Source organism: Streptococcus mitis (assembly GCF_008763935.1).
Taxonomy (GTDB): Bacteria; Bacillota; Bacilli; order Lactobacillales; family Streptococcaceae; genus Streptococcus; species Streptococcus mitis_DB.
This window is the reverse complement of the sequence record NZ_VTQF01000009.1, coordinates 60,305-69,490: the sequence shown is the minus strand read 5'-3', so window position 1 is coordinate 69,490 and position 9,186 is coordinate 60,305. Positions and strand designations below refer to the sequence as shown.

The following is a 9,186-nucleotide window of genomic DNA, read 5'->3' as shown; positions in this document are numbered from 1 at the left end:
AAGGAATGTTTTAATATTATATATAACGATGCTCTGTTTTTTGATTATAGGAATAGTGACTGCAATCATTTTCATAAGTTCAGGTAATTATATTAGTCTTGTATTAACTTTATCATCATATTTTATTGTATACACTATTTTAAATACCAAATTGATTAAACGCGGCATGATATTGAGAAAGTTATACAAAGAATTAGAAAATAAAGATATTTAATTGAAAGATCGAGTTCTATACATTTTTTTAATTTATCGAAAAATTAGAATAAGCTGATTAAGCTGTGATTTTTAATTAAACGGATTTAGAGTTAGGTCAATTTAGGAGGTTAATGTGAAAGAAAAAACAGTGAAAGAAGTTGAAGAATTAAATAAAGCTTATTTTAAAATCTTAGCTAATACTCGCGCATCTGCAAGTATGATGGTTATTTCATGGACAGGAGTATTTATATTAGCACTAGAAATTTTCGCTTTTTATTATTATTTTGATACAGTCGCTATAATAAATCCATTTATGAATTGGTTCTTTGATTTACTCTTGATTTCTTGTTTCTACCTTATTATTGCATTTTTCATTCCATTAGTTGGTTTCTTTGTATATAAGAAGCAAATTTTGTCAATAATTTTTCTGCTACTAGTCTATATTGTCATATACTTTTCTCTGCAGTTGATGATGCTTTTACTTATAGTGACTTCTATTTCAACGAAGGAATTTACTATAGGATTCTCTCTATATTCTCCAATTTTTATTCCATTTTTAGTTATTTGTACAATTTTAAGTTTTATTTATCAGTATTTTTGGCTAAAAAGAGAGTTAAAAAAAGGTTTTTCTATCAATAGAACAATGGGTAATTATTTTGCAAAATCCAGTGCTTATAGTAAGAACTCTCTTCTTCTTATTATTTTTATAGTTTCTATGTTAGGCGGTCTTCTTTCAGGTAAATTGATACTTATTTTTGGAATTCTTGGAACTCTTCTTTTCAGCTATGCATTTTCTCAATTGATTACAGAAGTTGCCTACCTTTTATACCTAAAAATTCAGAGCAAGGAGTATTGGGAAGATGTGCCTACGAAAAAAGAGACTTTTCGAGATTTATTTAAGGGTTTCAGTTTAAAGAAAGCTAAAATTCGTATTCCTATTGAAATAGTGTCATTTGTAATTTTTGTTCAAATTCTTTATAAATTTGGATATACGGATCAGGTAATCAGACATACACGTTGGCTGCTTTGGCTTATCAGACTATTTATAATCTCAATAGAACTGGATATTTTGGGAAGTTTTATTCTTTATGTTATAAAAAAAGTAAATACTAGATTCAAAAAAGGAAAGAAAAAACAGTGAAAGAAGTTGAAGAATTAAATAAAGCATATTTTAAAAGTTTAGCGAACACTCGCGCATCTGCGACGATGATGGTTATTTCATTTGCAGGAGCCTTCGCTTCGGCATTGTTTCTGCTTTTCCAATATTTTTATTTTGTTAAAGGCTACGGAATAAATCCTTTGGAAAATTACTTTTTTGATTTTGTTTTGATTTATGTTATTTATCTTGTCGTGGCAACCTTTATTCCGCTAGGAATGACATTTATTTATCGTAGACAGATTTTATCAACCACATTATTACTTTTATCTTATATAGGTATTTTTTTATCTTTGATACTTATATCTTATATTATTCTTGTTTATTCAGGAACTAATTTGCAAGAATATAACGAACGTTCATTATACACTATTCCTTTTCTGTTAATCTGTACAGTTGTTGGTTTTGTTTATCACTATTTTTGGCTAAAAAGAGAGTTAAAAAAAGGTTTTTCTACCAATAGAACAATGGGTAATTATTTTGCGAAATCTAGTGCCCAGAATAATAATTCTCTTCTCATTATTTTTACAGTTTCCATGCTAGGTGGTCTTCTTTCTGGTAAGTTTGCGATAGTTTTAGGAATTCTAACAGCGGTACTTTTTAGCTATGGCTTCTCCCAACTCATCACAGAAGTCGCCTATCTTTTATATCTAAAAACTCAAAGCAAGGAGTACTGGGAAGATGTACCTACGAAAAAAGAGACTTTTCGAGATTTATTTAAGGGTTTCAGTTTAAAGAAAGCAAAAATTAGAATTTCCCTTGAGATTTTGTTTTGTTCAATATTCCTTGGTATTATGTATAATATAGGCTATTTTAGTCCTAGTTCATACACCCCCCTTTGGCTTATTTGGTTTGGGAGAATATTTATAATTTTGATAGGACTGGATATTTTGGGGAGCTTTATTCTATCTATAATGAAAAGATTAGAAACTGGATTCAAAAAAGGAAAAAACAGTGAAAGAAGTTGAAGAATTAAATAAAGTATATTTTAAAAGTTTAGCGAACACTCGCGCATCTGCAAGTATGATGTTGATTTCATTTACAGGAGCAGTCATCTTTGGAGTAGAGCTATACCTAATTGATTTTGGTCTGCAAAAGTCATCGAACATATTTTTTAATTTTATTTTATTATATTCGGTCTATCTTATAGTGGCAACTGTGATTCCACTAGGGATGAGTTTTATTTATCGTAAACAAATTTTATCAACTATTTTATTACTGTTATCGTATATAGGAATTTTCTTATCGTTAATGCTAACGTGTTATATTTTGCTTACAGTTAATAATAATGGCTTTCAAGAGTTTAATGAATCGTCAATACCAGTCATTTTGTTTTTAGTGATCTCTACAGTTTGTGGCTTTATTTATCAATATTTTTGGTTGATGCGACAACTGAAAAACGGTTTTTCTGCAAGTCGAACGGTGAGAAATTACTTTGCCAAATCCAGTGCCTACAGTCAAGAATCTATTCTCATTATTTTTATGTTAGTATTGTTAACTAGTGCTTTTTTAGGGAAGTTTGCTATGGTTTTAGGTATTACAAGTACACTCCTTTACTGTTATGCTTTCCCTCAATTGATTATTGAAGTAGCCTATCTTTTATATCTTAAAACTCAAAGCAAGGAATATTGGGAAACAGAACCGGACGGAGAGATCAGTTTTAGAAATTTATTTAAAGAATTTAGTTTGAAGAAAGCTAAAATTCGCATTCCTCTTGAAATATTTTTACTTCTTCTTATTATTTACATTGATGGGGGAAATGCCTACATCAATGTATTCATTAATCAAACGCGTTGGCTGCTTTGGCTTATTAGAATATTTATAATCTCAATAGGACTAGATATTTTGGGAAGTTTTATTCTTTATGTCATAAAAAAAGTAAATACTAGATTCAAAAAAAGAAAGAAAAAATGATGAATCTTCATTGTCAGTAGGACTCTGAATTATGTAATTATTGATTTTAAGAAGCTTTTAGAAATGCTTCCAAATACCAGAAAACTCTCTGCTCTAGAATCAGTTATCTGGTATTCTTTGTTCGCGCTTCTTGTTGTAACTTCTTTTTTATGCTAGACTGATAGAAAATACTTTTGAATGGTAGAAACGTATGGAATCAATCTTTTTAAAACTAGCTCAGTATCCAATAGTGGAGACTGAGCGTTTATTGCTCCGACCTGTAACCTTGGACGATGCAGAAGCTATGTTTGAGTATGTTTCAGACAGAGAAAATACACGCTACACTTTTCCAACCAATCAAAATTTAGAAGAAACCAAGAATAACATTGCTCAGTTCTACTTGGCCAATCCCTTGGGGCGCTGGGGAATAGAACTAAAAAGCAATGCTCAGTTTATCGGTACCATTGATTTGCACAAGATTGATCCTGCTCTTAAGAGGGCAGCTATTGGTTACATTATCAATAAAAAATATTGGAATCAAGGTTTGACGACAGAAGCCAATCGTGCCGTGATTGAGCTTGCTTTTGAGAAGGTTGGAATGAACAAGTTGACCGCCCTTCACGATAAGGACAATCCTGCATCTGGAAAGGTCATGGAGAAATCAGGCATGCGTTTTTCCCATGCAGAACCATATGCTTGTATGGACCAGCATGAAGAAGGCCGAATCGTTACAAGAGTTCATTATGTCTTGACCAAGGAAGGCTATTTTGCAAATAAATAAGCAGTTGAGAAGAAATTTTCAACTGTTTTTTCTTCCTCTTACGAATAATCTAAGAGAGGAGAAAATATGGAAGCAATTATCGAGAAAATCAAAGAGTATAAAATCATCGTCATTTGTACTGCTCTAGGCTTGCTTGTCGGCGGATTTTTCCTGCTAAAGCCAGCTCCACACACACCTGTCAAGGAAACGAATTTGCAGGCAGAAGTTGCAACTGTTTCCAAGGATTCGGTATCCGAAAAGGATGTGAAGAAGGAAGAAAAGGAAGAACCTCTTGAACAAGATCTAATCACAGTAGATGTAAAAGGCGCTGTTAAATCGCCAGGAATTTATGATTTGCCTGTAGGTAGTCGGGTCAATGATGCCGTTCAAAAGGCGGGTGGCTTGACAGAGCAAGCAGATAGCAAGTCGCTCAATCTAGCTCAGAAAGTTAGTGATGAGGCTCTGGTTTACGTTCCAATTAAGGGAGAAGAAGCAGCTAGTCAACAGGCAGGTTCTGGAGCACCTTCTTCAACAAGCAAGGACAAGAAGATCAATCTCAACAAAGCCAGTCTGGAAGAACTCAAGCAGGTCAAGGGACTGGGAGGAAAACGAGCTCAGGACATTATCGACCATCGTGAGGCAAATGGGAAATTTAAGTCGGTTGATGAACTCAAGAAAGTCTCTGGCATAGGTGCTAAAACGATAGAAAAGCTAAAAGACTATGTTACAGTGGATTAAGAATTTCCCCCTTCCCCTAATTTACCTGAGTTTTCTATTGCTTTGGCTTTACTATGCCATTTTTTCTGCATCCTATCTTGCTTTATTGGGCTTCGTTTTTCTGCTAGTTTGTCTTTTTATCCAATTTCCTTGGAAATCTGCTGGAAAAGTTCTAGTGATTTGCGGAATCTTTGCCTTCTGGTTTCTGTTTCAAAATTGGCAACAGAGTCGAGCGAGTCAAAATTTGGCGGATTCTGTTGAAAGGGTACGGATTTTGCCTGACACTGTTAAGATCAATGGTGATAGTCTGTCCTTTCGTGGCAAGTCTGATAGACGCATTTTTCAAGTCTATTATAAACTCCAGTCCGAGGAGGAGAAAGAAGCCTTTCAAGCTTTAACCGACCTTCATGAGATAGGACTAGAAGGGAAGCTTTCGGAGCCAGAAGGGCAGAGAAATTTTGGTGGCTTTGACTACCAAGCCTATCTGAAGACTCAGGGAATTTACCAGATTCTCAATATCAAAAAAATCCAGTCACTTCAAAAGGTTGGCAGTTGGGATATAGGTGAAAACCTGTCCAGTTTACGTCGAAAGGCTGTAGTTTGGATTAAGACACATTTTCCAGTTCCTATGCGCAATTACATGACGGGGCTCTTGTTAGGGCATCTGGATACAGATTTTGAGGAGATGAATGAGCTTTATTCTAGTTTAGGAATTATCCACCTCTTTGCCTTGTCGGGGATGCAGGTAGGTTTTTTCATGGATGGATTTAAGAAACTACTCTTGCGATTGGGCTTGACCCAAGAAAAGTTGAAGTGGCTGACTTATCCCTTTTCCCTTCTCTATGCTGGTCTGACAGGATTTTCAGCATCGGTTATTCGCAGTCTCTTGCAGAAGCTACTGGCTCAACATGGTGTTAAGGGCTTGGATAATTTTGCCTTGACGGTGCTTGTCCTCTTTATTGTCATGCCTAACTTTTTCCTGACTGCAGGAGGAGTCTTGTCCTGCGCTTATGCTTTTATCTTGACCATGACCAGCAAAGAAGGAGAGGGACTCAAGGCTGTTGCCAGAGAAAGTTTAGTCATCTCCTTAGGAATATTGCCTATTTTATCCTTCTATTTCGCGGAATTTCAGCCTTGGTCCATCCTTTTGACCTTTGTCTTTTCCTTTCTTTTTGACTTGGTCTTCTTACCGCTCTTGTCTATCTTATTTGTCTTTTCCTTTCTCTATCCAGTCATTCAGCTAAATTTTATTTTTGAATGGTTGGAAGGGATGATTCGCTTGGTGTCACAGGTGGCGAGTAGACCTCTAGTCTTTGGACAACCCAATGCATGGCTTTTAATCTTATTATTAATTTCCCTGGCTTTGGTCTATGATTTGAGGAAAAACATTAAAAGACTAACGGTATTGAGCTTATTGATTACAAGTCTCTTTCTCCTGACCAAGCATCCACTGGAAAATGAAATTACCATGCTGGATGTTGGGCAAGGGGAAAGTATTTTCCTAAGGGATGTAACTGGGAAGACCATTCTCATAGATGTAGGTGGCAAGGCAGAATCTGATAAGAAAATCGAAAAATGGCAAGAAAAGGCGACGACCAGCAATGCACAGCGAACCTTGATTCCCTATCTCAAAAGTCGAGGAGTAGCCAAGATTGACCAGCTAATTTTGACCAATACAGATAAGGAGCATGTTGGAGATTTGTTGGAGATGACCAAGGCTTTCCATGTAGGCGAAATTTTAGTGTCCAAAGGCAGTTTGAAACAGAAGGAATTTGTTGCAGAACTACAAGCGACCCAAACAAAAGTTAGAAGTATAACAGCAGGAGAGAACTTGCCAATTTTTGGGAGTCAGTTAGAAGCCCTATCTCCAAGTAAAATTGGAGATGGAGATCATGAAGATTCCCTGGTTTTGTATGGAAAACTCTTGGATAAAAACTTTCTTTTCACAGGAAATTTGGAGGAGAAAGGAGAGAAGGACTTGCTGAAGCATTATCCTGACCTAGAGGTGGATGTTTTGAAAGTTGGCCAACATGGCTCTAAAAAATCATCAAGTTCAGCCTTTTTAGAACAGCTCAAACCAGAGATGGCTCTTATCTCAGTTGGAAAGAGCAATCGAACCAAACTCCCCCATCAGGAAACCTTGATACGACTGGAAACTATCAATAGCAAAGTTTACCGAACTGACCAGCAAGGAGCTATACGCTTTAAGGGGTGGAAAAGTTGGAAAATCGAAAGTGTTCGATAGGAAGGACAAATATTATATATTAGTAAAATAAACTAAAAATCTGTTGCATAATAATGATAAAAACGATATAATGAAAGCGTATTCAATGTTAATGCTATAAAACCATTAAAAATTAGTAAAAATCGTTTAATTAGTTAGTTTATGATTATTGGTCTTTCTCAGTCCAGTATATCTGCTGTGAGCGTTCTTAAAACTTATAGGTATGATTGGAATATCTACTATAAGTCTAGTATGAATTGCCAGAGATATAACTATATTAATCCCCTGTTATGGTATCGTTATGACAGCTATTCTGAATATAAAGTTGATAGTGGTTGGAATTACAATCGTTATGAGGTACTAAACTACTCCAGCGAAGGCTATTAATCCTTAAAGAGTGATAAAAAGGAGGGCTAGATATGTTGCAGCTTACTCATGTGACCTTAAAAACGCGACAAGTCATCTTACAAGATGTTGATTTTACATTTGAAAAGGGTAGGATTTATGGTATTCTTGCTATCAATGGCTCTGGAAAGACGACACTGTTCCGCGCCATTAGCAATTTAATTCCTATAAGTAGTGGAAATATTGTAGCCCCTCCTTCTTTATTTTATTATGAAAGCATTGAATGGCTGGATGGAAACTTAAGTGGGATGGACTATCTTCGCCTGATGAAGAACATCTGGAAGTCAGGGCTGAACTTGGGGGATGAAATTACCTATTGGGAAATGTCTGACTATATCAGCCTTCCCATTCGTAAGTATTCCTTAGGCATGAAGCAACGCTTGGTGATTGCCATGTATTTCCTCAGTCAGGCGAAATGCTGGCTTATGGATGAGATTACAAATGGCTTAGATGAGTATTATCGACAGAAGTTTTTTGATAGGCTAGCACAAATCGATAGACAAGAACAGCTGGTTCTTTTAAGTTCTCACTACAAAGAGGAGTTAGTGGAGATTTGCGATAGCATCGTAACCATTCGTCAGGGGCAGATAGAAGAGGTTTAGTTTATGAAAGATGTTAGTCTATTTTTATTGAAAAAAGTTTTCAAAAGTCGCTTAAACTGGATTATCTTAGCTTTATTTGTATCTGTACTCGGTGTTACCTTTTATTTCAATAGTCGGACTGCAAACTCAGTCAGCTTGGAGGGAAAGTTGGAAACTCGTCTTGTAAAAGATGAGAGAGTCATCAATGAATATGAAGAGAAACTCTCCCAAATATCTGATACCAACTCGGAGGAATACCAGATTGCTAAAATTAATTTAGAATCGGAAAAAAATCTTTCGACTCAAAAGAAAGAAATTCTGGCTTTGTTAAGAGAAGGACGCTGGAAAGAAGCCTACTATTTGCAGTGGCAAGATGAGGAAAAGAGTTATGAAATTGTATCGAAGCAACCGACTTCTAGTTCTGACTTAAAAATGGCGGTTGACCGCGAACGAAAGACTTACCAAGCCCTATATCCCTTGAACATAAAAGCCCACAATTTAGTTTATCCGACCCACGGGATTGATCAGATTGTCTGGATTTTAGAGCTTATCATCCCAAGCTTGTTTGTGGTTGCTATTATTTTTATGCTGACACAACTATTTGCAGAAAGATATCAAAATCATCTGGATACAGCTCACTTATATCCTTTTTCAAAAGTGAAATTTGCAATATCCTCTCTTGGAGTTGGAGTGGGTTATGTAACTGTGCTGTTTATCGGAATCAGCGGATTTTCTTTTCTAGTGGGAAGTCTGATAAGCGGTTTTGGACAGTTAGATTACCCCTACCCGATTTATAACTTAACCAATCAAGAAGTAACTATTGGGAAGATACAAGATGTGTTATTTCCTGGCTTGTTACTAACTTTCTTGGCTTTTATCGTTATTGTGGAAGTCGTCTACTTGATTGCTTACTTTTTCAAGCAAAAAATGCCTGTCCTCTTTCTTTCACTCATTGGGATTGTTGGCTTATTGTTTGGCATCCAAACAATTCAGCCTCTTCAAAGGATTGCACATCTGATTCCCTTTACTTACTTGCGTTCAGTGGAGATTTTATCTGGAAGATTACCTAAGCAAATTGATAATGTCAATCTGAATTGGAGTATGGGAATGGTCTTACTTCCTTGCCTGATTATCCTTTTGTTAGTGGGGATTCTATTTATCGAAAGATTGGGAAGTTCACGTAAAAGGAAAGTTTTTAATAGGTCTTAGCATTCCTATAGGGAAGCTAAGGAAAAACTAACATAGGGAGAGAATC

At 35.7% G+C, this 9,186-nt stretch carries 9 protein-coding genes; all 9 read left to right on the top strand.

What is annotated here, in order from left to right:
* Positions 1-328 precede the first annotated feature (328 nt).
* Complete coding sequence (locus F9B91_RS10315) at positions 329-1,336, top strand: hypothetical protein (protein ID WP_150923240.1); 1,008 nt, start codon at positions 329-331, stop codon at positions 1,334-1,336.
* The gene (locus tag F9B91_RS10310) at positions 1,333-2,319 is read left to right on the top strand and encodes a hypothetical protein (protein ID WP_150923239.1); all 987 of its coding nucleotides are present in this window, start codon (positions 1,333-1,335) and stop codon (positions 2,317-2,319) included. The genes F9B91_RS10315 and F9B91_RS10310 overlap by 4 nt, the downstream gene beginning before the upstream one ends.
* Positions 2,306-3,265, top strand: a complete 960-nt coding sequence (locus F9B91_RS10305) for a hypothetical protein (protein ID WP_225306625.1) — start codon at positions 2,306-2,308, stop codon at positions 3,263-3,265. Before F9B91_RS10310 ends, F9B91_RS10305 begins: the two co-directional genes overlap by 14 nt.
* A gap of 190 nt (positions 3,266-3,455) precedes the next feature.
* Positions 3,456-4,025 (top strand): GNAT family N-acetyltransferase, encoded by a 570-nt coding sequence (locus F9B91_RS10300; protein ID WP_150923237.1) that lies wholly within the window; start codon positions 3,456-3,458, stop codon positions 4,023-4,025.
* A 66-nt stretch (positions 4,026-4,091) separates the two neighbouring features.
* A complete protein-coding gene (locus F9B91_RS10295; protein ID WP_150923236.1) occupies positions 4,092-4,742 on the top strand; it encodes a helix-hairpin-helix domain-containing protein in 651 nt (216 codons plus the stop codon).
* Entirely contained in the window at positions 4,726-6,966 is a 2,241-nt protein-coding gene (locus tag F9B91_RS10290; RefSeq protein WP_150923235.1) for a DNA internalization-related competence protein ComEC/Rec2, read from the top strand. Before F9B91_RS10295 ends, F9B91_RS10290 begins: the two co-directional genes overlap by 17 nt.
* Before the next feature lie 141 nt (positions 6,967-7,107).
* A complete protein-coding gene (locus tag F9B91_RS11565) occupies positions 7,108-7,332 on the top strand; it encodes a hypothetical protein (RefSeq protein ID WP_150923234.1) in 225 nt (74 codons plus the stop codon).
* A gap of 32 nt (positions 7,333-7,364) precedes the next feature.
* The gene (locus F9B91_RS10280; RefSeq protein WP_150923233.1) at positions 7,365-7,952 is read left to right on the top strand and encodes an ATP-binding cassette domain-containing protein; all 588 of its coding nucleotides are present in this window, start codon (positions 7,365-7,367) and stop codon (positions 7,950-7,952) included.
* A 3-nt stretch (positions 7,953-7,955) separates the two neighbouring features.
* Positions 7,956-9,140 (top strand): hypothetical protein, encoded by a 1,185-nt coding sequence (locus F9B91_RS10275; RefSeq protein ID WP_150923232.1) that lies wholly within the window; start codon positions 7,956-7,958, stop codon positions 9,138-9,140.
* The last annotated feature ends 46 nt before the right edge of the window (positions 9,141-9,186 follow it).

Coding starts and splice junctions, on each gene's coding strand:
- F9B91_RS10300 (WP_150923237.1), top strand. CDS start 3,456: ATGGAATCAATCTTTTTAAAACTAGCTCAGTATCCAATAGTGGAGACT.
- F9B91_RS10295 (WP_150923236.1), top strand. CDS start 4,092: ATGGAAGCAATTATCGAGAAAATCAAAGAGTATAAAATCATCGTCATT.
- F9B91_RS10290 (WP_150923235.1), top strand. CDS start 4,726: ATGTTACAGTGGATTAAGAATTTCCCCCTTCCCCTAATTTACCTGAGT.
- F9B91_RS11565 (WP_150923234.1), top strand. CDS start 7,108: ATGATTATTGGTCTTTCTCAGTCCAGTATATCTGCTGTGAGCGTTCTT.
- F9B91_RS10280 (WP_150923233.1), top strand. CDS start 7,365: ATGTTGCAGCTTACTCATGTGACCTTAAAAACGCGACAAGTCATCTTA.
- F9B91_RS10275 (WP_150923232.1), top strand. CDS start 7,956: ATGAAAGATGTTAGTCTATTTTTATTGAAAAAAGTTTTCAAAAGTCGC.